Raw genomic sequence first — 21,858 nt, 5'->3', positions numbered from 1 at the left:
GTTCACCCGTTTATTCAAGACTTGCCGAATACCTCATTCAATTGCTGCGTCACGCGTACGAAGGTGGTGCGCTTGGTCAATTCCTTCAGCTTGTGCGCACCGACGTAGGTGCAGGCTGAACGTACGCCGCCAAGGATATCCTGCAGGGTATCGGCGACCGGGCCGCGATAATCTATCAATACGTCCTTGCCTTCTGCCGCCCGATACTCGGCCACACCACCCGCATATTTTTCCATCGCGGTACGGCTGCTCATACCGTAGAAACGCTTGAATTTCTTGCCATCGCGTTCAATTAGTTCACCCGCGCTTTCGTCATGTCCGGCCAGCATGCCGCCCAGCATTACAAAGTCGGCACCGCCACCGAAAGCCTTGGCCAGGTCGCCCGGTACCGAGCAGCCGCCATCGGCGCAAATCTGCCCACCCAAACCGTGCGCCGCGTCGGCACATTCAATCACCGCGGACAGCTGCGGATAACCGACACCCGTCATCTTGCGCGTCGTGCATACCGAACCGGGGCCTATGCCAACCTTGACGATATCCGCACCGGCCAGGATCAATTCTTCGGTGATATCACCTGTCACCACATTGCCGGCCATGATGGTCAATTGCGGATAAGCCTTGCGTACTTTCTTGACAAAGTTGATAAAGCCTTCGGTATAACCATTCGCCACATCTATGCATAGGTATTCCAGCGTATCGCCGGTACGTGCCATCACCGCATTCAGTTTTTCAAAATCGAGCTGGCTGATGCCCATCGAATAGAAAGCACCGGATGCCGCAATCCCCTTGTCATGCCGGGTCAGGAAGAAGTCAGCCAGTTCATCGGCAGAATAGTGTTTATGCAGCGCCACCGACAGGCCATGGCCGGACAAGGCTTGCGCCATCGCCATGGTGCCGGTGCTATCCATGTTCGAGGCAATGATGGGGATACCGCGATAGGTATTGTGCGAATTACGGAAAATGAATTCGCGCGAGATATCGACATCGAGGCGCGATGTCAGCGTGGAGCGCTTGGGCCGTATCAGCACATCCTTGAAATCCAGTTTCACCGACTCTTCAATATGCATGATGCAACCCTCCTGCCATTAGATCAGCGGCTTAAATCATGTCTCCGCTGATTTTGTCGCTGAAGGTTTTCCTGAACTTGGAAACCTTGGGTGCGACGATGAAAGCACAATAACCCTGCATCGGATTCATGCGGAAGTAATTCTGGTGATAACTTTCCGCCTTGTAATAAGTTTCGGCCGGGCTGAGTTCCGTCACGATAGGTGCATCCCATACATTCGCCATTTCGGAAATGACATGCTTGGCCGTATCCTGCTGTTCCGGTGAGTGGTAATAAATCACCGAACGGTATTGGGTACCGACGTCATTGCCCTGGCGATTCAGCGTAGTCGGATCATGGATGGTAAAGAATACTTCGAGGATTTCACGGAAACTGACGATTTCCGGATCATAAGTCAGGCGCACGACTTCGGCATGGCCGGTCGTACCTTCGCAGATCTGCTCATACACCGGGTTTTCGACATGACCACCGGTATAGCCGGATTCAACCGCCTTGATGCCCTTGAGCTGTTGGAACACAGCCTCGGTACACCAAAAACATCCACCGCCCAAAGTCGCGATTTCCATTGCCATGCGTATGCTCCCTTAATGTATGACTATGACTGTAGCGCAAACCATTGCCGCCTGCCTACCCTCTGCCAGACAAAAGAGCGTCCGACGCATAGGAAAATCATCGGTACCGCCCGTGTTGCAAGGCCTTTCAACGGAAAATGATGGTGCCGCCGGCGGTCAGCGTAGACAAGACTTGTGGTGCGAAAACGTCATTATCGAAGAGCGCGGCCGCAATCCGGAACTCCTGCACCGGATTGTTGACGATTGCCGACGACAGCTGATGCAGGCTTTTTTCCTGCAAATGGAAACCACTTTTCGCATCGCCGGACAGCGTAATCAGGCTACTGCGCTGCGCATCTTCTTCTATCACCGGGACATGGTGGCAACGCGTTGCGATCAGCGATGACAGGTTGACTAACTGGGGGACAGCGGGCGGGTGTGCGAACACTGTGTCATCGTCATGCAGCAAGATCTTGACGGGAATCTCACGCAAGATAGCGGTACTACCCTGCTGCAAGGATGCGTGTTCCAAAGGCAGCAAGCGCGCACCGCAACGCGCGGTTGCAATGTACAACATCAATGCATCCTGATGTCCCAGCCCCCAATAGGCCACGGTATCACCGGGCTCAACGTTCCACTCGCTTTTCAAACGCGCAGTACCGCGTTCGATCCGCGACCAGAATTTACGATAGGTCACGACGCGCCGACTGGAGCGCGAGGCGATCATGGTGGACTGGTTCTTGGCCCGGTCACGCAATAATTCAAAAAGTGTCATATTCAGGATTCTCCGCAGACCTCATTTTATGAAAAAGCCCTGCTGCCAGTGAGGCGTTTTGCCATGGAACTGCCTTTTTCGGCATAATGGATGAAATTTCATGGAACACCGATGTCTATTTCTTCTTCACCTAAAGTTGCTCCTGTGGTGGATGCGCGTCATTTTCGCGAAGCGCTATCGCAATTTGCTACCGGCGTGACCATTATCACGACCCGCCTGGCAGATGGCAGCTTTCTCGGCCTCACCGCCAGCTCATTCAACTCCGTCTCGCTCAATCCGCCGCTGGTCTTGTGGAGCCTGAACCAGGCTGCCAAAAGTATGCCGGTATTTAGCGGCAACTCGCATTACGTCATTAATATCCTGGCTGCTGACCAGGCCGAACTGGCAATGAAATTCGCGCGCCCCAGCGATGATCGTTTTGCCGGTGTGGACTTTACTCTATCACCGACCGGCTTGCCGATCTTATCCGGTGTTGCTGCCTGGTTTGAATGTCATAACCGCAGCCGTTATCCGGAAGGCGATCACGTTATCTTTGTCGGTGAAGTGGAATGCTGTGATGTGCGCGCACAAGCGCCATTGGTGTTCCATGGCGGGCGCTTCCTGTCCGAGTAGACCCTGGCCCGCTGGTGATGCTGCATTAATCCTGCCGCATCAATCCGCCAATAAGCGCTGCAAGATCCCGGCAGAATCGTGCGCGGCGCGGCGCAAGCGGTCGTTGACGCCACTCCAGGCAGCATCTGCCGGTGGTGTCTGTACAACGATCACATCCGCATGGATATCATCCATCGCACGCAAAGCCGCATACAAATCATGCGCGTATGCAATCGGTGTATCCGGCAAGGATATGCTGGCGGCTACCGGCGGCATCGCATCCACTGCATACTGCATCAAGGCCGCCTGGCGACCACGCAGATTAATTTTTTGCAGGACCGCGAGCAAATGTTCACCATCGACCAGTACCACCGGTGTCAGTGGTGCGTAATGCGACTCCAGGGTACCCGAAGCACGCGGTGCGGCCTGATCCGGCGATGCAGGCAAATACCCGATTACTGCGGCAATCTGTTCTGCACTGATATGGCCGGGACGTAACAAAACCGCATGCCCACGCGACATATCAACGATGGTCGATTCAATCCCGACTTCGCTTTGCCCGCCATCCAGGATGCAAGTCAACAAGCTATCGGCATCACTGCCGAACTCATTGCGCACATGCTGTGCGGTGGTCGGGCTGACGTGGCCGAATTTATTTGCTGAAGGCGCTGCGACACCGCCTTTGCCATCCTTGAACGTACGCAGCAAAGCTTGCGCTACCGGATGCGACGGGCAACGCAGGCCTATCGAATCCTGCCCGCCGGAGACGGCATCCGGAATATGCACGGCACGTTTCAAAATCAGTGTGAGTGGACCTGGCCAAAACGCCGCGATCAGTTTCTGCGCATCAGGCGAAACCGACTGCGCCCAATAGTTCAGGTCAGCTTCCGGTGCGAGATGCACGATGACAGGATGATTGGATGGACGGCCTTTGGCGGCGTAAATATTCGCTACGGCTACCGGGTTTTCGGCATCCGCACCGAGGCCGTACACCGTCTCGGTAGGGAATGCCACCAGCTCGCCCTGCTCCAGCCTGCGTGCAGCATCGCGTATTGCCGGCCAGTCCAATGATTCTTCAGGCATGGATCACTTCGTCAGGACTGATCAGGCTGCAATGCCGAGGATGTCACAGGCTTTGCGCAGATTGGCTTGCGCCTCGTCCAGCGTTGCTGCGACAAAAGTGATGTGGCCCATCTTGCGTGCACGGCGTGCATTGTCCTTGCCGTACAAGTGCAGGTTTGCCCCCGGCAATGCCAGCACCTTGTCCCATGCCGGTTCACGCGCTTCGTCAGAATCACCCTCGAACCAGATATCGCCGAGGATATTCAGCATGGCTGCCGGCGAATGTTGACGCACGTCACCCAAAGGCAAACGTGCCATCGCCCGCGCCTGTTGCGCGAACTGGCTGGTGATGCAGGCATCAATGGTGTAGTGACCGCTATTATGCGGGCGCGGTGCCATTTCATTCACGACCAGCGAGCCATCGGTCAGCACGAAAAATTCTATGCACAGCACGCCGACATAACCGAGTTGTTCGATGACAGCCAGTGTTGCCGCCTGTGCCTTCTCGGCAGAAGCCCTGGTGATGTTCGGACCCGGTACTGTAGTGGTAAACAGGATACCGTTGCGATGTACATTCTCGGCAATCGGATACACCACTGCCTTGCCGTCTGCACCACGCGCCGCCAGTACCGAAATTTCATACGCCAGCGGCAGCATTTTTTCCAGCACGCAGGCAACGCCATTCATACCGGCATAAGCCGTGTGCAATTCCTCACGTGTCTTGACGCGGACCTGGCCTTTGCCGTCGTAGCCCATGCGTACCGTTTTCAGGATGCCGGGCAATAAATCATCTGATACGGCATCGACATCAGCGGTCGAATTAATTTCCTTATGCGACGCCGGGAACACGCCCGAAGTCGTTGCGCATTCGATGAAGAAGCGCTTCTCGGCCATACGATCCTGTGCGATCGACACGCAGTCGGCGGATGGCGCAACGAAAGTGCGCTCTGCCAGGAAAGCCAGGCTTTTGGCCGAAACGTTTTCAAATTCAGTAGTGACTGCAGCGCATTGACCCGCCAGTTTTACCAGCGCGTCGCTATCGGTGTAATCCGCGCAATGCAGGTAATCGGCGGCATGGCTGGCCGGGCAATCGAGTGCCGGCTCCAGCACTGCAACCTTGAAACCCATTTGTTGTGCGGCATGGGCAAACATGCGACCGAGCTGGCCACCACCCATGACACCCAGCCAGGTGCCAGGTGTTGCGGAAGGATTCAAAGGCGGGAGTTGTTTCGGTGTGCTCATGTCGGCAGGGTCATTTCTACAGCGATTTGCGTTTGTTTGGCGCGGAATTCTTCTAGGCTTGCAGCCAGTTTGTCATCAGTGGTGGCGAGGATGGCGATCGCCGCCAGCGCAGCATTCGCTGCCCCTGCTTCACCGATGGCAAAGGTCGAAACCGGGATGCCTTTCGGCATTTGCACTATGGACAGCAAGGAGTCTTCACCACGCAGGTATTTGGATGGCACCGGTACACCGAGCACAGGCACGATGGTTTTTGCCGCTACCATGCCCGGCAAGTGCGCGGCACCGCCGGCACCGGCGATGATGGCGCGCAAACCACGGCTACGCGCCGATTCAGCATAGGCAAACATCTGGTCCGGCATGCGGTGCGCAGAAATCACCTGGGCTTCATGGGCAATGCCGAATTCCTTCAGGATCGCCACCGCGTGTTGCATCACATCCCAGTCGGATGAAGAACCCATCACTACGCCAACCAGCGGCTTAGTCGTCAATGCGTCTGCCATATCAGCCTTTCAGTTCTTCACCAGTCAAACGGGTCAGTGCTTCGCGATACTTGGCACCGGTTTTTTCGATGACGTCAGCCGGCAATGCAGGTGCCGGTGCGGTCTTTTTCCATTCGGTCAGGGTTTCCAGGTAATCACGCACGAACTGCTTGTCGAAGGATGGTGGCGAGATGCCGGTAGCATACGAATCAGCAGGCCAGAAACGCGAGGAATCGGCCGTCAGCACTTCATCCATCAGGTGCAGGGTACCGTCTTTATCCAGACCGAATTCAAACTTGGTGTCGGCAATGATGATGCCGCGTGTCGCTGCATAGTCTGCCGCAGTTTTATACAATTTGATGCTGACGTCACGGATCTTGTTGGCCAGTTCCTTGCCGATGCGCTGTTCCATATCGGCGAAGGTGATGTTTTCATCATGCTCACCCATCTCTGCTTTCGCAGCCGGTGTGAAAATCGGCTCAGGCAGTTTTTCCGCCTGCTTCAGACCTGCCGGCAAAGCCACGCCGCAGACTGCGCCGCTCGCTTTGTAATCGTTCCAGCCGGAACCGATCAGGTAACCACGTACTACGGCTTCGACCAGGATAGGCTCGAGACGCTTGGCTACCACCGCACGATTCTTCACTTGCGCCACTTCGTCTGGTGCCACCACTGATTCAGGGGCGATACCTGTCAAATGGTTAGGCACGATATCTTTCAGCTTCTCGAACCAGAAATCCGACATCTGGTTCAACACCTGACCTTTGGTTGGAATCGGTTCATTCATCACCACGTCGAATGCGGACAAACGATCACTGGTAACGATCAGAATTTTGTCGTCGCCAACCGCGTAGTTTTCGCGCACTTTGCCGCGACCGAGTAAAGGCAGTGATGTAATGGTGGATTGATACAGACTAGTCATGACGTTTCCATAAATCTGAAACGGCGATTCCAGGAATCGCCGATGGGTTCTACTGAATAAATACTGCAGGCACTTACTGAATGATTTGCGCCAGCTCGCCTTTTTTGTATTTCTCTGCGATTTTGTCCAAAGGCAGAGGTTTGATCTTGGCAGCCTGTCCTTCGCAACCGAATGCCAGGAAGCGTGCCTTACATACTTGCTTGGCCGCTTCACGTGCCGGCTTCAGGTAATCGCGCGGATCGAACTTGGATGGATTTTCGATGAAGTAACGACGGATCGCACCGGTCATCGCTAGGCGGATATCGGTATCGATATTGATTTTGCGAACGCCGTTCTTGATGCCTTCCTGGATTTCTTCTACCGGCACGCCATAGGTTTCTTTCATATCGCCGCCGAACTCGCGGATTTCCGCCAGCAATTCTTGCGGTACTGACGAAGAACCGTGCATCACCAAGTGGGTATTTGGAATGCGGGTATGGATTTCGCGGATACGTTCAATTGCCAGGATATCGCCGGTTGGCTTCTTGGTGAATTTGTATGCGCCATGCGAAGTACCGATCGCGATAGCGAGTGCATCACATTGGGTTTTCTTGACGAAGTCTGCCGCCTGTTCCACGTCGGTCAACAATTGTTCGCGTGTCATTTTGCCGTCGGCACCGTGACCGTCTTCCTTGTCGCCCATCATGGTTTCGAGCGAACCGAGCACACCCAGTTCAGCCTCTACCGTAACGCCGATCGCGTGCGAGAACTCGACCACCTTGCGCGATACTTCGACGTTGTATTCATAGCTGGCCACCGATTTGCCGTCTTCATTCAGGGAACCGTCCATCATCACCGAAGTGAAACCGGAACGGATCGCTGCCATGCAGACTGCCGGCGACTGGCCGTGATCCTGATGCATGACGACCGGGATGTGCGGATAGGCTTCCACTGCCGCTTCAATCAAATGACGCAGGAAAGGTTCGCCCGCATATTTGCGTGCACCCGCGGAAGCTTGCATGATTACCGGTGCGCCGACTTCGTTCGCCGCTTCCATAATCGCCGTGACCTGTTCAAGGTTATTGACGTTGAACGCAGGCAGACCGTAGCCGTTTTCGGCTGCGTGGTCGAGTAATTGACGCATGGATACGAGAGGCATGGTAATTCTCCAAATTCAGTAAAAGGTTCAACAGTAGTTCGGTACAACAATCACCGGAAGACACGCGATCATTTGTGCGCTTCCGTTTATCGCATTGTGCTTTTCATTCAGCCTTGCGCGCGTTCTTCCAGGATAGACACCGCCGGCAAGGTTTTGCCTTCGAGGAATTCGAGGAAAGCGCCGCCACCGGTCGAGATATAGTCGATCTTGTCGCCAATATCGTACTTGGCAATCGCCGCCAGGGTATCGCCACCGCCTGCCACCGAAAAACCCTTGGATTCTGCAATCGCGTAAGCCAGGGTTTTGGTGCCATTCGCGAACTGGTCGAATTCGAATACGCCAACCGGACCGTTCCAGACGATGGTGCCGGCTTGCGCAATTTGTTTGGCCAGCAAGTCTGCTGTTTTAGGACCGATGTCGAGGATCATGTCGTCATCCGCCACATCAGCCACATCCTTGATGGTTGCTACTGCGGCAGGCGCAAACTCTTTGGCACAGACGACATCGACCGGGATAGGTACCGACGCGCCACGCTTGGCCATCATATCTATGATGGCTTTGGCATCACCAACCAGATCCGCTTCTGCCAGCGACTTGCCGATTTTCAAACCGGCAGCCAGCATGAAGGTATTCGCAATGCCACCACCAACGATCAGCTTATCGACCTTGTCCGCCAGGGTTTTCAGGATAGTCAGTTTGGTGGAAACCTTGGAACCGGCGACGATCGCCACCAGCGGGCTGGCCGGCTCACCCAGGGCTTTGCCCAATGCGTCCAGCTCTGCCGCCAGTAAAGGGCCGGCGCAGGCAACTGGTGCGTACTTGGCGATGCCATGGGTCGTCGCTTCGGCACGATGTGCAGTACCGAAGGCGTCATTGACATAGACATCGCACAGCGCAGCAATTTTGTGCGCGAGTGCATCGTCGTTCTTTTTCTCGCCTTTATTGACGCGGCAGTTTTCCAGCAAGACTACCTGGCCCGGCGCAACATCAACACCATCTACCCAGTTTTGCTTCAAAGCGACCGGCTGTCCCAGCAACTCGGACAAACGTTGCGCAATCGGTGCCAGGGTATCGGCAGGCTTGAACTCGCCTTCGACCGGACGTCCCAGATGCGAAGTTACCATTACCGCAGCACCTGCCTGCAAGGCCTGCTGTATCGCGGGCACCGAGGCGCGGATACGCGTGTCCTCGGTAATATTGCCGGTACTGTCTTGCGGTACGTTGAGATCGGCACGGATAAAAACGCGCTTGCCCTGCAGTTCACCACGCGCGATCAGGTCGCTCAATCTTTTAAATTGCATGTGTTCGTAAATTGGAGGGTTAAAGATGAAAAATCAGAAAGACCGCTATTTTACCGCACCAGATGCCGCAAAAACCTTGGTTTTATGCCTAGTTTCAGCTTGAAAAAGGGCAAAAAGAGGGATCCGGACGGAAATCAGAGGCCGCATATTAAGGAAATTACCGCGATGCAGCAAATCCCCCGGTTAGAAGCACCTGCCCCAAATTGATTCAATTTTTATAACAAAAAATATTTTCAGTCGCATCCGCCCGCTTCAAGCAGCAGCTATCCTCACGCAAAATCGTAATATTTCGCACAAGAATGCCCCGGATGATTCTTCCTGGATAGCCGAATCCGTTAAAATCGAGGTCTTGCACAATTACTGGAGATCCCGAAATGTCGATGTCTGATCGCGACGGCAAAATTTGGAAAGACGGCAAATTAATCGACTGGCGCGATGCAACCGTTCATGTATTGACCCATACACTGCACTACGGCATGGGTGTGTTTGAAGGTGTACGCGCTTACAAAACCGACAAGGGCACGGCGATTTTCCGCCTGCGCGAGCACACTGAAAGGCTGTTTAATTCAGCCAAGATTTTCCAACTGAAAATTCCATTCGACCTGGAAACAGTGATGGAAGCGCAATTGCAGGTGGTCCGCGAAAACAAGCTGGAAACCTGCTATCTGCGCCCATTGGTCTGGATCGGCGAAGAAAAACTCGGCATTTCCGCCAAAGGCAACACCATCCATATCGCCATCGCGGCCTGGCCATGGGGCGCTTACCTGGGCGAAGACGGCCTGAACAAGGGCATACGGGTCAAGACCTCGTCCTTCAGCCGCCACCATGTGAACGTTTCACTGGTACGCGCCAAGGCTTGCGGTTACTACATCAATTCCATCCTGGCGAACCAGGAAGCCCTGACCGACGGCTACGACGAAGCATTGCTGCTGGATACCGACGGCTACGTATCAGAAGGTTCCGGCGAAAATGTCTTCATCGTCAAGAACGGCAAGGTCTACACTCCGGACTTGGCATCCTGCCTCGACGGCATTACCCGCGACGCGGTACTGACGATGGCACGCGACCTCGGCATCGAAGTCATTGAAAAACGTATTACCCGTGACGAAATGTATTGCTGCGACGAAGCCTTCTTCACCGGCACCGCGGCAGAAATCACGCCGATACGTGAACTCGACAATCGCCAGATCGGCGACGGCAAACGCGGTCCGATCACGACCAAATTGCAATCGCTGTTCTTTGATGTGGTCGCCGGCAAGGCACCACAATACAGCCACTGGCTGACCATCGTTTAATTGGCAGCACCCAGGATCAAGCATTAAGACTACAACCAGTAATTCGGAGAATGAAATGACAGAAGCAAGCACAGCAGCAATCGAGTTGGACGGCAAGGACTTGCCGGCATACTGCCCTAACCCGGCCATGCCGGCCTGGAGCTCGCACCCACGCGTGTTCCTCGAGTTGTCGCACGGCGGCGAAGCAAAATGCCCGTACTGCGGCACCCTGTATCGCCTGAAACCAGGCGCAGTCGTACACCACCACTAAGACCACCATGCCCAAAGCCCGCAAACAGTTCGGTACTGCAGACGACATCGAAGTCGCACTGTACGATGCGATTGGCCGTGCCGATCTGGATGCATTAATGGCTTTGTGGGCGGACGATGAAGAAATCGTCTGCATCCACCCTGATGGCACGCGCCTGATCGGCTATGCCGCGATCCGTGCCTCATGGGAGGAAATATTCACACGCGGCGGAGTACATATTCGTCCGACGCAACTGCACGCATCACAAAATACGATGAATGCCGTGCACAATCTGATCGAGACGGTCAACACGACGGATACGCAGCGCGATATCCATATCATTGCCACCAATGTGTATATAAAAACGCCTTTGGGTTGGCGCATCGTGTTGCATCACGCATCTATCGCCCCCGGCAAACCACGTCCCGAACTGGTGCCGAGCAACGTGCTGCACTAAGCACATAGATAAGCACGCTGCAGTTAACCAGACTGCCATTGCACCTGCCGCACCAACATGCATAAGAACTCCCAGGACTAAGCTAGCAATGAACTACCCTGCTCCATGCTGGCTGCCCGGCGGCCATTTGCAAACCATCTATCCGGCAAAATTCATCAGCAAACCAGCCGTCCGTTATCGCCGCGAACGCTGGGATACGCCGGACGGCGATTTCATCGACCTCGATTTTGTTGACGGCCGCAAAGGCTTGCCTTTCATCGTGTTATTCCATGGGCTGGAAGGTTCATCCGACAGTCATTACGCACGCTCCCTGATGGCGCATATTGCAAGCCTCGGCTGGTCGGGCGCGGTAGTCCACTTCCGCGGCTGCTCGGGCGAACTGAATCGCGCACCACGTTTTTATCACTCCGGCGACGCACCGGAAATCGACTGGATACTAAAACGCCTGGTGCCGTATGCACGTGCACGCGGGGCCGGGAAATTTTATGCGACCGGCGTTTCCCTCGGTGGCAATGCCTTGTTGCGCTGGCTCGGAGAATCGCAACACCAGGCTGAAATCGTCGATGCCGCCTGCGCGATTTCTGCACCACTCGACCTGGCTGGTGGCGGCTCTGCGCTATCGCGTGGCTTCAATATGCTTTACACCCGCATCTTCCTCGAAACCTTGAAGCCGAAATGCGTCGCCAAGCTGGCACAGTTTCCCGGGCTTTTTAATCGGGAGGCGATGCTGCAATCGCGCGATCTCTACACCTTCGACAATATTGTGACTGCACCATTGCACGGTTACCAAAGCACCGAAGATTATTGGCATCGCGCCAGTGCCAAACATGTGCTGACAGACATCACGGTACCGACGCTGGTATTGAATGCACAAAATGATCCCTTCCTGCCCGCACGGTATTTGCCGAACAAGGCATCAGATAAGGTGACATTGGAATATCCGGCACATGGTGGCCATGTCGGTTTTGCCGTCGGCAGCATTCCGGGGCAATTGAACTGGCTGCCGCAACGCATGGTCAGATTCCTGGAAGGCGTGACCGCCTGAGGAGGTGGAATGGATGCAATCGTTGCACAAGCATTGGCAAAATGGCCGAATGTCCCGCACTGCTATGGCTGGCTCGCACTCGATGCGCGCGGCAGCTGGCGCATGCGGAACGAGGCTGCACAAGAAAAGCAATTGGCCGGCGACAAAATTGTCCACCCCGCTTTAATCGGCTTCATACAACGCAACTACACGCATGATGCACAAGGTCGCTACTACTTCCAGAACGGTCCGCAACGCGTTTATGTCGACCTGGAAGTTGCACCTTACATCGCACACACCGACCCCGTACACGGCTTCATCCTGCATACCGGCCAGCACTACACCAACATTGCAGCAGCTTATATGAGCGCCGGCGGCAGATTGTTTCTGTCCGGCGACGACAAACTGGCCTTGCTCGACGACAGGGATATGGCGCAGTGCCTGGCACACATACAGTCAGATGGCAGGAGTATTGCGGATGAACAGTTGCTGGCATGGCTGGCACAGCGCGGCAATAGCGCCGCATTAAGCCTGCAAATCGATAGCCATCGGATAGCGCTGCAATACATAGAAGACGAAGCACTCAGCAGTCGCTTCGGTTTTATCTGCACACCCCGCGCAGAAACCTAGTCCCGATAAGGCGGACAGCTTAGCCCGTATAGCCTTCTTTTTCCTGACGAATATCTTCCAGGCGCTGCGCCTTAATCTCGCGCTCACGTGCATCGATGATCGACTGGTCATAGAAAGAGGCATCCGGTGCCTTGCGCGCGATAGCCAACTGGTCCAGTGCGGCCGACAGGCTGCCGTTCAAGGCATATGATTCAGCCAGAGCCAGATGCTGCTGCGCCTGCATTTTCAATGCGGCATACACTTTGGCCAGGCGCTCATACAAGGCAGATTCCTGGCGATACAACTGTGCCTGGTCACGCAGGTAAGCAGCCGCATCTTCGTAGCGCCCGGCGGCGTACAGGGCATCGGCATACTGATGCGCGATACCACGCGAAATAGGGAATTGATTGCGCGCCGCCTCGGCTTCCTGCACTGCTTCCCGCGGCTGGTGCGCAGCCAGTTTGATTTCTATCGCGAAGCTGGATAGCACCGCGCTCTTGGAGCTCGGCGAACCATTGTTCAAGGCGGCACGCGCTTCATTCAACAGGCTTTGTGCTTTCGCCGGATTACCCTGCCGCAAAGCAACCAGTGCCAGGCCATATTTCCCGGCGACTGTCGCCGTACGTGTTTTAAGCTGCAACTGGCGCTCAAAGCTGGTGGTGGCATCCAGCAAACCCTGGTGACTCGGATCCTGCAACACCCTCACACGTGCCTGTATCAAAGGAAAATCCAGGCTATCCACATGCTGCCGATAACGCAGGTCACGAGTCCGCGCCTCAATATCGGCGATCCTTTCAGTTGTCATCGGATGTGAACGCAAGTATGGCGGCGCATTGTCACTATAGTTGCGACTGGCCGTTTGCAGGCGGCCAAAGAAATTGATCATGCCGCTCGTTTCAAAGCCCGCTTCACGCATGATATCCAGGCCGACCCGATCTGCTTCGCGCTCGGCATCGCGGCTGAAATTGAGCTGACGCTGTAGCGCCAGCCCCTGCCCGCCCATAATCATTGCCATCCCGGCATCCGGGCTGGAACTGATCGCCAGCGCACCCAATACCATCGCCGCCAGTGGAATCAAGCTATCCTGCTTTTGCTTGCCCAGCATGCGCGCGATATGGCGTTGCGCGACGTGGCCTATCTCATGCGCCATCACCGACGCCAGCTCGGACTCATTCTGCGCCGCCAGCACCAGCGCCGAATGCACCCCAATGAAACCACCAGGCAAGGCAAACGCATTCAGCATCGGATCGCGCACGGCAAAGAAAAAGAAATCGTACTGTGCCTCGCCACGTGCTTCCGGCCGCACCGTCAACAGGCTGGTGCCCAGGTTATTCAAATATTCTTGCAGCGGCGCATCACTCAGGTAATCACGGTTGCGCTTGATGTCACGCATGATTTGCTCACCCAGCTTGCGTTCCATCAAGGGCGACAAAGCCTCGCGTTCGGTATCGCCCAGGCTGGGCAACGATTGTGCGTGCACCAGCGTAGGTGCGACCATACCCGGCAGCGTCAACAAGGCCAGGACACCGGCCATTGTCAGCGAACGCAGCCGCGGCAATGAAATAGCGGAAGGAATAATGAATTTCAGTTTCACGATGCTATGATACCCGCTCATTGCAATCGTTCCACCTCCGGCGCGACACCAGCCACTTTGCCATCATGACTACACAAAAAGATAAGCCCACCGCCAACGACGGCCTGACCCATTTTGACGCCACTGGTCAGGCGCATATGGTGGATGTCGGCAGCAAAAATGAAACCCATCGCATCGCGATTGCCAGCGGTGTCATCCGCATGAAAGCGGAAACCCTCGCCATCATCACCTCCGGCACGGCAAAAAAAGGCGATGTCCTGGGCATCGCCCGCATCGCCGCCATCATGGGTGCCAAACGCACCAGTGATTTGATCCCTTTATGTCATCCACTCGCATTGACGCGTGTCACGGTTGATTTTGCTGTGGATGAAAAGCAATCCAGCGTCAGCTGTACCGCACAAGTTGAAACCTTTGGTAAGACCGGGGTGGAAATGGAAGCATTGACTGCGGTGCAGATCGGCTTGTTGACGATTTACGATATGTGCAAGGCGGTGGATAGGGGGATGGTGATGACAGACGTCCGGGTGGAGGAAAAGCATGGAGGGAAGTCGGGGGATTGGGTAGCGAAGTAAGATAAGTATTTGATTTTAATTACTTAATTTTCAAATTCCAAAACTTCAATTCGCTTATACCTCTATGCGCAGCATTGCGGAAACCACATCAAAATTTTAGCTAAAATCGGATCTTGTCCAACGTTTGTCCAAGTGAGAAACGTATGGCATCGATTAGACAACGAAAAAACAAATGGCAAGCTCGCATTACATCCAAGGGATTTCCACCTGAGGTTCAAACATTCGATACCAAACTCGAAGCATTGAAATGGGCGCGTGAAATCGAATCCTCCATGGATTCAGGCGCCTATCAAAATCAATCTATTGCCAACGATCAGACCTTGCACGCTGTGCTACAGCGCTATATGGAGGAAGTCACACCAACCAAGCGTGGGGCAAAACGAGAAGCCGAGGGAATCCGGTTCATGCAACGTCACAAGATGGTCCAATACAGCATGGCAAAGCTAACGCCGGCAGTTATTGCGAGTTACCGGGACGAACGACTTAAGACTGTATCCGCTGGCACAATCATTCGAGAGCTAAGTATTCTTTCCGGCATCATTACGCATGCTCGAAAGGAGTGGGCGCTGCCAATAGCTAATCCCTGCGCTTTGGTTCGGAAACCATCCGCTCCCCAAGGTCGAAACCGACTGCTAACGGCAGACGAGGAACTGAGATTACTAGACGAACTCAAACCTGTACACAGACGTAGTCCGTGGATGATTCCATTGGTTACGCTTGCGCTGGAGACAGCTATGCGACGAGGTGAACTGTTGGCTTTGCGCTGGGAGAACGTCAATCTAAAGGCCCAGACTGCCCTACTTCCCATGACTAAAAATGGTACGAATCGCATCGTCCCGTTGTCCAGGAAGGCAGTAACAATCCTCGAAACGATTCGTAATGAGAGACATGGTGCAGTGTTTCTTATCTCTTACATGACGGCGAACAACTGTTTCGTTGATGCCTGTAAGCGGGCTGGCATCACAAACCTGCACTTTCACGATCTGCGGCATACAGCCACCAGTCGCTTGGCGGAAAAATTACCGAATGTGATTGAGTTAGCTGCAGTCACTGGGCATCAAACGATTCAGATGCTAAAGCGTTACTATCATCCAAAGGCAGAAGCCCTTGCGCAAAAGCTAGGATAAAAAGTCCGAAGATTAATAAGAATCTCAGCCCACAAAAGACTTGGAAATTGTGGGTTGAGTTATCACTGTAACGCCAGTATTTTTTAGTCTTATAGGAATAGTACGTTTTCTTATATAGTTTAAAAAAACTAGTCCTACCCGGAACCTACCCAGCAAGCGAATCATCAGTTACGAAAATCATCGACGAATATCAGTATGGATAGCTGGACCACAACCATGATCACTACAAAATTTTCAAGCCCCATGGCGCTTCACTATTGCATTCATTTCGGTTCTTGCTTCTTCGTCCCACAGATAAGCTGATAACAGCGTGTACAGGTCAACGTCGCATGACGAGCCGTGTTCGATATGACATTCTAGGAGCAATGCTCTTACCCCTTGAACCAATTGTAGTCGATTGATTTTCGGATATTCGCCATAGAGAATAGGCTCCTTCGATTGTTCAACATACGTTTCACCTACCAAATCTTTTATCGCAATATGAATTGATGATTGCGCCTTCTGCCTGAGTATTTTTTCGTTTATCACCAGGTACTCCTCAGATATTGGAGCTCTATCCCACTGAGCTGTGACATGAGCTTGGCCTTGTCGATATTAGAAATGCGGTTGCGCTTGATCCAGTCGTGAATTGTTGTATTGGATACCGCCATTGCATGTGCAGATTTAGTCGGTCCGCCCAAACGATCAACGGCGTGTCTTATGGAATTAAGATTTGAAATAATCACTTCGTTACCTTTATTTTTTATAGTTTTTCTTGGCAATCTCTTGTTATTTGCCTGATAAATTTATTTTAGTTCGGGATTAGGAATGCGTCGAAAAATACAGGTAATAAAATAAAAAAAAACTGCTGATAAGGCAGGTTAATTTGTGAAATATTTTTCTCTGTTCTTGAGACCAACAGTATAAAATTAGTTCGATTCAAGTTCTTTTCTACATTTTAAATCCACTTTTTTAACGAGTATATTTAATCCACTCGTCCCTATACTTTGTCGAGACATTAAAAATACTAGGGCTATAATTATCACTAGTTTTAGTGTTCCCATACCTGTAATTTACTGTTATTACAGTATCTCCACCATCGTCCGCACGACCCCAAGCAAATACCCAGCAGCCGTTATATACGATTGATCGTGTTTCCAAAATTGCAGGATCACAACCCCTTAGCCCATCAGCATCTTCTTTTGCATAGTACAAAGTTAAAGTATTTCCATTGGCAAAAGTATTTGACGCAACAATTCTTTGTTCATCGGTCTCTACTGATGTCAGTAGTTTTACAAAAACAAGAACTGCTATGACTGCTACAAAAGAAATTAAAATAATCCATTTTGTTTTATAGGTAGCTTTCAAAGCAGAAAATGCATTACTTAAATCTGGCGCAGAATTGGTTGGACTTGTAGTATTTTTTATATTCACTGGGTCAAATAGCCAACAAGAAAATCCGCACAATGCAAGAAAGAGCAACGATGCAAAAAAAAATTCGATGCTGAGCAAACGATCACGCTCACCTTTTGGGATGTCGATCACCAGCGGAATTAACACAAGAATTACAAACACTATCCAGAAGCGAGAAGAACTTAATCGTGCCTTGATGCGAGAGATGTAGACGCAGCTGATCAGTAGTAAGGGTGTCTGGATAAAAAGCGCAAGGAAGATTGTTACAGCAAGTACACGAGCCAGAAGTAGGACGTCGATGGCACCATACGGCGCTACTCGAGAAAAATCGATGCTGAAAAAACCAATAAATTGGGGCATTAACAGCGAAGGAATCCAGTACCCAGGGTGCAGAATCCATGGTTTGCGTAGTACTTTGAGAATTGTTTGCATTAGAATTTCCGTTGTGAATTGATGTGGCATCGAAGTGTGCACATGATTAGTAACAGGCAGAACAATTATCAAGCGCAGTTCTAGTATTCCATCTCGGGGCAGCATACCTAGGACATATTTTTCAAGATTGTCACAGAAAAATGCCTTCATCAGCGAGCCGTAGCATGTCTCACTAAGCATATTCAATATCGCTCCATCAGCTTGGTATAAGAACTGTGAAGTAAAACCACGTGTTCAACTCTTGCCAAGGAAATCCAATGAACCCATCGCTAATAAGCTTCTTACTCGTCCTTCTGATCGAAGGTATGTGCGCAGTCGCTAGTTATTTGAAGGATCGTCTGATGCACTACATGCACCAGCGTGAAAATAATCATGGCAGTGACTTCAACTACGATCCTGACTTTGCATAACAATCTTCACTGCTTCTAGTAGCCATCGCAGTTCCAGCACGTCCTTCTTCAGGATCACCACTTAAAACACCCAACGCACTGATCTTATCCCTGCTAAATCTTGCAGCGGCACCGTCACGTGCATTCACAATTGAAAGGCAATAAAAATGGCACATCTCGTCGAAACTATGGCCTACGCCAATACAACACCCTGGCATGGACTCGGCAATCGTTTATCTGCCAAGCAACCAATTGACGTGTGGGCAGAGCAATCTGGCCTCTCGTTTGAAATCAAAGAAACCCCTGTCCGATTCATGTCTGAAAGCGCTGGCAATCTTGATTCAATCATGCCGTTCCCAGAACAGAAAGTGCTCTTTCGTTCCGACACCAAGGTTCCTCTTTCCGTCGTCTCAAATCGATACCAAGTTGTCCAACCACGAGAAATCTTGGAGTTCTATCGGGATTTGACCGAGATCAGTGGCTTCGAACTGGAAACTGCTGGCGTACTCAAAGGCGGCAGAAAAGTTTGGGCTTTGGCTCGAACCAATCAATCTTCAACACTGAAAGGAAATGACACGGTCAACGGGTATGTACTACTCGCTACTGGTTGCGATGGAACGTTAGCGACCACGGCTCAGTTCACATCCATTCGTGTGGTGTGCAACAACACCTTAGCAGTAGCACTTGCCAATGGATCTAACGCAGTGAAGGTGCCGCACAACACTACCTTTGATCCGCAAGTGGTAAAAAATCAACTCGGCATCTCAGTTTCATCATGGGATGGGTTCATGCATCGCATGAAAACGCTATCCGAGCGCAAAGTGAAATCGCACGAATCACTTAATTACTTTCTTCGTGTATTCACTGATCCAAGCATGACAGCGTCCGGCCTCAGCAACGAACGGGCAATGAAAAAAGTACTGGCGCTTTATGAAGGCAATGGCAAAGGGGCTGATCTGGCTTCATCCAAGGGAACTGCATTCGGCTTGCTCAATGCCGTCACTGAGTACGTTGACCATGAAAAACGTGCCAGAAGTACAGACCATCGACTTGAATCCGCATGGTTCGGTGCTGGCGCCACCTTGAAGCAAAAAGCACTTGATCAAGCGTTGTTGATGATCGCCTGACATTTCCCACCGTCCGTAAACAAGCCCGACTGAGCTAACCACTCACCGGGCTTTTCCATTTAAGGAGCACAGCATGAGCATTGCAGAAAGGGCAGTAAAAGGTAAAGCGAATCGCCCCGCCTTGAGATTAGTGAAGACCAATGATCTGTCACGAGAGGATTGGCTCACAGTCAGAAAAAACGGCATCGGCAGTAGCGACGCAGCGGCAGCAGTTGGTCTGAATCCATACCAGTCTCAGCTGGAGCTGTGGATGATAAAAACGGGCCGTGACAGTGGCATGCCGAAGGTCGATCCCAACGATGAAAGCAGCCCGATGTATTGGGGAACATTACTAGAACCGATTGTGGCAGCGCATTACACAAAACGTTCTGGCAATCGTGTCCGAAAAATCAACGCAGTGCTTCAACATCCCGACGCTGACAAAGCGTGGATGCTGGCGAATATCGACCGTGAAATTGTCGGTGCCAGTGATGTGCAAATCCTTGAGTGTAAAACCGCTGGCGAATTTGGCTCACGTTTGTGGCGTGATGGCGTGCCTGAGTACGTGCAGCTTCAGGTACAACATCAACTTGCGGTGACAGGCAAAGCTGCTGCAGACGTTTGTGTGCTGGTCTGTGGGCAAGAGATACGCATATATCGCATAGAACGTGACAACGCCCTTATTGCCCGGCTTATCGAGCTGGAAAGGCAGTTTTGGCACTACGTTGAAAGCGATACGCCACCACCAGCAGACGGCTCTGATTCTGCTGGTTCATCTCTGCAATACCTTTATCCACAGGACTCCGGCAATACCCTAGACCTCACCAATGATAGAGACATGTCTGCAGCTTTCGCTGACTTGGTTACTGTTAGAGACGAGATCGCTACACGAGAAAAGCTGGAGGCAGAGCTGAAACAGCGCATTCAGCAACGCATGGGAGATGCCAGCAAAGCAGTGTTCGAAACGGGTCAAGTCAGTTGGAAACGCAGCAAAGATGGCCTCGGCATTGATATGGCAAAGCTGCTTCAGGACCAGCCCGGCCTTCAGCAACGCTATCCATTCGCCAAATCTGGCTCACGTCGCTTCCTCATCAGCACGTAAATCCATCGTAGTTCAACCGAAGTCAGTTGCCCCATTCCGCTGGGGCTGTTTGCGTTGCTCGTCCCTGCGGATTATAGGGGCGGGCTTTGCTATTTAAAGGAGTTAAAAATGTTAAAAGGTTTATCCATCACACCGCCTGTACTCGGACGTATCACCATCGGCAAGGTCGTAGAAAAGAACGGCAAGCGATTGCCGGAAAAAGATGACCAATTCACGATCACCAGCCAAGTCCAAAACAAGGACGGTTGGGTTTTACATCCTCTCGATGAAACCTTACGCAAGGCTTCCAGCAATAACAAAATACGATCGATTCCCGTCCGTGTCTTGTTCAACGATCCCGACTTAAACCTCAGAGCTGAATACAGCATGTTTGATCGTCAAAGCGGCAGGCCACTCTGCGTAGGTAATGGAGATGTTTGCAAGCGCTACACAGCCTCAGGAGTACAGACACTACCTTGCCCTTCCCCTGATAGCTGCGAGCTTGCCAAGGGCGGCTTATGCAAGCCGTATGGCCGACTGAACGTACAAATCGATGATGAAGATGAGCTGGGAAGTTTTATATTCAGAACCACCGGCTATAACAGCATCAGATCGCTTGCCGCTCGCCTCAATTACTACCAGGCGGTGTCAGGGAATTTGCTCGCCTGTATGGCCCTGGAATTACGTTTGCGAGGCAAGAGCACCACGCAAAGCCACCGCTCTGCAATTTATTACGTCGATCTGGCGGTGCGTGAAGGTAGCACCTTGGAAGCCACTATTGCCGAAGCCAAGCAAAATGATGAACGGCGCAAGTCAGTCGGATATGACCAAGCCGCACTAGATACCGCTGCTGCACACGGCTTTGCCAATGGCGCATTCGAAGATAGTGAAGATGAAATTGCAGAAGTGGTTGCGGAGTTCTTTCCTACCAACTCGGATGTTAGCGATACCAGCCAACAACCCACAGCCAGTAACGCTCAACCAAGCCTGAAGGACAAACTCGATAAAAAAGCCAGTAACAACACGGAGAGTAAGCAATGATCCTTCACAGCCTGATACTCACATTTTGTATCGTTCCTATCGTGTTGATCGTTCTCGCTTTGTTGTGGATGCGGCTTGGGCAGAGAATCTTTGCGTATCTTTTGGGTGGCTGATAACCACTTTAGCCCTGATGTATCTGGGGCTTTTTTAGTCCGCAGGAGGTCTGATGGCAGTGGGCGCACCACTCAAAAATGTGATGGCGAACGCAACGCTGGCGATGTCGGCGGAGCCAGTGGTCTTGCTTGTTACTTTTTTCTATCTATATATAGGGAATCAGAGCCACATCAAATCGCCAGAAACTACAGGCAATGCAACGATATTTGAACCCACCAACTTTTGATTTTTTGTGGGCTGCCAGACCGAATCACCGCTCCCATACCCACACC

At 52.3% G+C, this 21,858-nt stretch carries 24 protein-coding genes; 12 read left to right on the top strand and 12 right to left on the bottom strand.

Going from position 1 to position 21,858, the window contains the following annotated elements:
- Positions 1–14: 14 nt before the first annotated feature.
- The 3 genes from ACFQPC_RS16400 to ACFQPC_RS16390 all read right to left on the bottom strand — a co-directional run bounded on the left by ACFQPC_RS16400 (position 15) and on the right by ACFQPC_RS16390 (position 2,392).
- On the bottom strand, positions 15–1,067 hold the full coding sequence (locus ACFQPC_RS16400) for a GMP reductase (RefSeq protein WP_382272906.1): 1,053 nt from the start codon (positions 1,065–1,067) through the stop codon (positions 15–17).
- 31 nt (positions 1,068–1,098) lie between these two features.
- A complete protein-coding gene (msrA, locus tag ACFQPC_RS16395; protein ID WP_382272905.1) occupies positions 1,099–1,638 on the bottom strand; it encodes a peptide-methionine (S)-S-oxide reductase MsrA in 540 nt (179 codons plus the stop codon).
- Between the two features lie 127 nt (positions 1,639–1,765).
- Complete coding sequence (locus ACFQPC_RS16390) at positions 1,766–2,392, bottom strand: AMP-binding protein (protein WP_382272904.1); 627 nt, start codon at positions 2,390–2,392, stop codon at positions 1,766–1,768.
- 111 nt (positions 2,393–2,503) lie between these two features.
- On the opposite strand from ACFQPC_RS16390, the gene ACFQPC_RS16385 reads away from it, so the two are divergent.
- Positions 2,504–3,004, top strand: a complete 501-nt coding sequence (locus ACFQPC_RS16385) for a flavin reductase family protein (RefSeq protein WP_382272903.1) — start codon at positions 2,504–2,506, stop codon at positions 3,002–3,004.
- Between the two features lie 39 nt (positions 3,005–3,043).
- Here the strand turns inward: ACFQPC_RS16385 and ACFQPC_RS16380 are convergent, their stop codons facing one another.
- From ACFQPC_RS16380 to ACFQPC_RS16355, 6 genes are all read right to left on the bottom strand, one after another.
- On the bottom strand, positions 3,044–4,066 hold the full coding sequence (locus tag ACFQPC_RS16380) for an L-threonylcarbamoyladenylate synthase (protein WP_382272902.1): 1,023 nt from the start codon (positions 4,064–4,066) through the stop codon (positions 3,044–3,046).
- A gap of 21 nt (positions 4,067–4,087) precedes the next feature.
- Positions 4,088–5,287: a 5-(carboxyamino)imidazole ribonucleotide synthase gene (locus tag ACFQPC_RS16375; RefSeq protein ID WP_382272901.1), complete on the bottom strand. Its 1,200-nt coding sequence runs from the start codon at positions 5,285–5,287 to the stop codon at positions 4,088–4,090.
- Positions 5,284–5,787, bottom strand: a complete 504-nt coding sequence (gene purE, locus ACFQPC_RS16370; protein WP_382272900.1) for a 5-(carboxyamino)imidazole ribonucleotide mutase — start codon at positions 5,785–5,787, stop codon at positions 5,284–5,286. The genes ACFQPC_RS16375 and purE overlap by 4 nt, the downstream gene beginning before the upstream one ends.
- A gap of 1 nt (position 5,788) precedes the next feature.
- On the bottom strand, positions 5,789–6,685 hold the full coding sequence (locus tag ACFQPC_RS16365) for a phosphoribosylaminoimidazolesuccinocarboxamide synthase (RefSeq protein ID WP_382272899.1): 897 nt from the start codon (positions 6,683–6,685) through the stop codon (positions 5,789–5,791).
- 73 nt (positions 6,686–6,758) lie between these two features.
- On the bottom strand, positions 6,759–7,823 hold the full coding sequence (gene fba, locus ACFQPC_RS16360; protein ID WP_012080695.1) for a class II fructose-bisphosphate aldolase: 1,065 nt from the start codon (positions 7,821–7,823) through the stop codon (positions 6,759–6,761).
- A gap of 107 nt (positions 7,824–7,930) precedes the next feature.
- The gene (locus ACFQPC_RS16355) at positions 7,931–9,124 is read right to left on the bottom strand and encodes a phosphoglycerate kinase (RefSeq protein WP_382272898.1); all 1,194 of its coding nucleotides are present in this window, start codon (positions 9,122–9,124) and stop codon (positions 7,931–7,933) included.
- Between the two features lie 374 nt (positions 9,125–9,498).
- Between ACFQPC_RS16355 and ACFQPC_RS16350 the strand changes: the two genes are divergently transcribed.
- The 5 genes from ACFQPC_RS16350 (at position 9,499) to ACFQPC_RS16330 (ending at position 12,759) form a co-directional block, all read left to right on the top strand.
- Positions 9,499–10,419, top strand: a complete 921-nt coding sequence (locus tag ACFQPC_RS16350) for a branched-chain amino acid transaminase (RefSeq protein WP_012080697.1) — start codon at positions 9,499–9,501, stop codon at positions 10,417–10,419.
- Between the two features lie 55 nt (positions 10,420–10,474).
- A complete protein-coding gene (locus tag ACFQPC_RS16345) occupies positions 10,475–10,669 on the top strand; it encodes a zinc-finger domain-containing protein (protein WP_382272897.1) in 195 nt (64 codons plus the stop codon).
- A gap of 7 nt (positions 10,670–10,676) precedes the next feature.
- Positions 10,677–11,105 (top strand): YybH family protein, encoded by a 429-nt coding sequence (locus tag ACFQPC_RS16340; RefSeq protein ID WP_012080699.1) that lies wholly within the window; start codon positions 10,677–10,679, stop codon positions 11,103–11,105.
- Between the two features lie 88 nt (positions 11,106–11,193).
- Complete coding sequence (locus ACFQPC_RS16335; protein ID WP_382272896.1) at positions 11,194–12,150, top strand: YheT family hydrolase; 957 nt, start codon at positions 11,194–11,196, stop codon at positions 12,148–12,150.
- Between the two features lie 9 nt (positions 12,151–12,159).
- Complete coding sequence (locus tag ACFQPC_RS16330; RefSeq protein WP_382272895.1) at positions 12,160–12,759, top strand: DUF2946 family protein; 600 nt, start codon at positions 12,160–12,162, stop codon at positions 12,757–12,759.
- Between the two features lie 19 nt (positions 12,760–12,778).
- On the opposite strand, the gene ACFQPC_RS16325 is transcribed toward ACFQPC_RS16330, so the two are convergent.
- A complete protein-coding gene (locus ACFQPC_RS16325; RefSeq protein ID WP_382272894.1) occupies positions 12,779–14,353 on the bottom strand; it encodes a M48 family metalloprotease in 1,575 nt (524 codons plus the stop codon).
- Between the two features lie 44 nt (positions 14,354–14,397).
- On the opposite strand from ACFQPC_RS16325, the gene moaC reads away from it, so the two are divergent.
- Together moaC and ACFQPC_RS16315 are read left to right on the top strand one after the other, a co-directional pair.
- Complete coding sequence (gene moaC, locus ACFQPC_RS16320) at positions 14,398–14,904, top strand: cyclic pyranopterin monophosphate synthase MoaC (protein WP_382272893.1); 507 nt, start codon at positions 14,398–14,400, stop codon at positions 14,902–14,904.
- Positions 14,905–15,047: 143 nt separating this feature from the next.
- On the top strand, positions 15,048–16,031 hold the full coding sequence (locus ACFQPC_RS16315) for a tyrosine-type recombinase/integrase (protein ID WP_382272892.1): 984 nt from the start codon (positions 15,048–15,050) through the stop codon (positions 16,029–16,031).
- A gap of 234 nt (positions 16,032–16,265) precedes the next feature.
- On the opposite strand, the gene ACFQPC_RS16310 is transcribed toward ACFQPC_RS16315, so the two are convergent.
- Positions 16,266–16,559 carry a hypothetical protein gene (locus ACFQPC_RS16310; protein WP_382272891.1) on the bottom strand — a complete coding sequence of 98 codons (294 nt, stop codon included), beginning with the start codon at positions 16,557–16,559 and terminating at the stop codon, positions 16,266–16,268.
- Positions 16,560–16,982: 423 nt separating this feature from the next.
- Positions 16,983–17,855, bottom strand: a complete 873-nt coding sequence (locus ACFQPC_RS16305) for a hypothetical protein (RefSeq protein WP_382272890.1) — start codon at positions 17,853–17,855, stop codon at positions 16,983–16,985.
- 556 nt (positions 17,856–18,411) lie between these two features.
- Between ACFQPC_RS16305 and ACFQPC_RS16300 the strand changes: the two genes are divergently transcribed.
- From ACFQPC_RS16300 to ACFQPC_RS16285, 4 genes are all read left to right on the top strand, one after another.
- Positions 18,412–19,371 carry a DUF932 domain-containing protein gene (locus ACFQPC_RS16300; protein WP_382272889.1) on the top strand — a complete coding sequence of 320 codons (960 nt, stop codon included), beginning with the start codon at positions 18,412–18,414 and terminating at the stop codon, positions 19,369–19,371.
- Between the two features lie 73 nt (positions 19,372–19,444).
- Positions 19,445–20,452: a YqaJ viral recombinase family nuclease gene (locus ACFQPC_RS16295; RefSeq protein ID WP_382272888.1), complete on the top strand. Its 1,008-nt coding sequence runs from the start codon at positions 19,445–19,447 to the stop codon at positions 20,450–20,452.
- A gap of 108 nt (positions 20,453–20,560) precedes the next feature.
- Positions 20,561–21,472, top strand: a complete 912-nt coding sequence (locus ACFQPC_RS16290) for a recombination directionality factor (protein WP_382272887.1) — start codon at positions 20,561–20,563, stop codon at positions 21,470–21,472.
- A gap of 166 nt (positions 21,473–21,638) precedes the next feature.
- Positions 21,639–21,812 carry a hypothetical protein gene (locus ACFQPC_RS16285; RefSeq protein ID WP_382272886.1) on the top strand — a complete coding sequence of 58 codons (174 nt, stop codon included), beginning with the start codon at positions 21,639–21,641 and terminating at the stop codon, positions 21,810–21,812.
- The last annotated feature ends 46 nt before the right edge of the window (positions 21,813–21,858 follow it).

Source organism: Herminiimonas glaciei, from assembly GCF_042664955.1.
Taxonomy (GTDB): Bacteria; Pseudomonadota; Gammaproteobacteria; order Burkholderiales; family Burkholderiaceae_D; genus Oxalicibacterium; species Oxalicibacterium glaciei.
This window is presented reverse-complemented; position numbering and strand designations above follow the sequence as displayed.